Origin of the sequence: Streptomyces albidus (ex Kaewkla and Franco 2022), assembly GCF_013870515.1 — a bacterium.
In the GTDB taxonomy this organism is placed as follows: domain Bacteria; phylum Actinomycetota; class Actinomycetes; order Streptomycetales; family Streptomycetaceae; genus Streptomyces; species Streptomyces albidus.
Genome location: NZ_JACBXA010000466.1, coordinates 1 through 1,972 on the forward strand (window position 1 = coordinate 1; position 1,972 = coordinate 1,972).

1 protein-coding gene and 1 pseudogene are annotated in these 1,972 nt (G+C 70.7%); one reads left to right on the forward strand and one right to left on the reverse strand.

The window, feature by feature from the left end:
* Positions 1–803: pseudogene (locus tag H5J26_RS30550) on the reverse strand (hypothetical protein); the annotation flags it as partial.
* Between the two features lie 146 nt (positions 804–949).
* On the opposite strand from H5J26_RS30550, the gene H5J26_RS30555 reads away from it, so the two are divergent.
* A partial coding sequence (locus H5J26_RS30555) for a DUF6350 family protein (protein ID WP_309238137.1) occupies positions 950–1,972 on the forward strand: 1,023 nt, incomplete at its 3' end.

Consider the following 1,972-nt stretch of genomic DNA (forward strand, 5'->3'; position numbering starts at 1 on the left):
GACGTACAGCAGCAGGTAGTTGTCGGCCAGGACGAGCAGCAGCAGTGCCGCAGCCGTCCCGCGGTCGCCGCAGTACCCGCCTCCACCTCGGCGGCCGTGTCCGCCAGGCTCAGCCCGAGACCGTCGCACAACAGCAACGGCGCACGGTACGAGTTGGGCAGCCGCAGAAGCGCGTCGAGCAGCGTGCGGTCGCCGGGAGGGACGCTGCGCATCGCGCGCCTGTGGCGGACGATGCGGAGAACGCGGAAGTGGCGCCAGGGTGCGAGGGCGTATTGATAGGAGGCCGCGCGAACCCATCCGGCCGGGTCGGCGTCGACGGCCACTTCCGGCCAGCGCTGCCACGCGAGTCGGAACGCGTGTGTGACGGCACGGCGCGCAAGGCCGCGGTGACCGCAGAGCAGGAAGGCCTGACGCGTGAGGGAGGGGGCGTGCCGGGCGTGGAGCATGTCGAAGGCGTCGGCTGCGGTGGGGCGTACGTCCTCGGCGGGGGCCACGGCGGGGTCTTCGGGCGCGGCGTCAGCGGGGTCCTCGGGCGCGCTGGGGTGTTGGGAGCGTCCGGGGTGTCCGGGCGTTTCGCCAGACGGGAGTTCGGACGGGCCTTCAGCCTGGTCCTCGGACGGGTCTTCAGCCTGGTCCTCGGACGGGTCGCGGACCGTGTCGCCTGCCGGGTCCGGTAGTCCGTCGTCCTCGACGGTGTCATCCTGCGCGCCGAGCGGAGTCACCGCCTGAGCCTCGTCCGTCGCCTCGGATGCTTCTTCGGATTCCTCGATTTCGTCGGCGGACAGCTCGTGCTCCGGGCTCATGCGCTCCCCCGGATCATCCGGCCTGGGCGACACCCCAGCCATTGCCGTGTGAATTGTGTGACAAGGTGCATGTGGACATAGTGGGCGACACAGCGACAATTTGTCTGTTACCGGATCAAAACGTGTGTTGTTGACAGCATGTCGGCGTGAGCCAAGTGACGCATCGCAGCCCGACGTTGTCTCCGTACAACCGAAGCACCTCGCGACCGCTGCCATCGGCTGCGGCCTGGCTCTTCGAAGGTGTGATCGCCGCAGGTCTCGGCCTCGGAGGGCTGACCGTCCTCGTACTGCTGTTGTGGATCATCTCCCCCTACCCGGACAGCGGCGCCGGCGGTGCCCTGCACATCGCCGCCGATCTGTGGCTGCTCGGCCACGGCAGTCAGCTGATTCGCACCGAGACTCTCTCCGGCGTTCCCGCCCCCGTCGCACTGACGCCGCTGCTGCTGATGGTCCTGCCCGTCTCGTTGCTGTACAGGGCGTGCCTGCGCGCGCTCGTGGAGGGCGAGGACGATGCGGCACGACTGGGCGAGGACGGGGCGCAAGCAGTGTTCGGGCCGGTCGGCTGGGTCGCTTGCGGCTATCTGCTGACGAGCGCCACGGCCGTGGTCTTCGCCTCCGGCGGGCCCGTACGCGCCGACGTGATCAGTGCCGTCGTGCGGCTGCCGTTCTTCGTGGTGTGCGTCGCGGCGGCCGCCGCGTGGGTGGGATTCGGGCGCGGAGCCTCCAAGGCCGCTCACGCGCGGAAGGGGCCCGACGAGCCTGACGGCCCCGCTTCTCACGCCTCGTCCGGCCCACCCGCCACGACCAACGATTCAGGGAACGAGCGGGACGCGCTCGTGGAGAACGAGGACGCGACGAGCGTGCCGCCGCTTCCCGTGCACCTGAGGGAAGCCGCCGCGCTCGTCCGTCGAGTGCGTCCCGTGCGCACGGTGCTGACGGTCACGGCTGTGCTGTGCGCGGGCGGTCTCGTGCTGACTCTCTGCGCGGTGTTGTGGCGTCTGGACGCGGTGCGCGACGCGTTCCCGGAGCTGGCCGGGCCCTGGCCGGGCCAGTTCGCGGTGTTCCTCCTGGTCCTGGCACTGCTGCCGAACGCGGCCGTGTGGGGTGCGGCCTACGGGCTCGGCCCCGGCTTCGCGTTGGGCGCTGGGACGGTGGTGGCGCCGCTGACG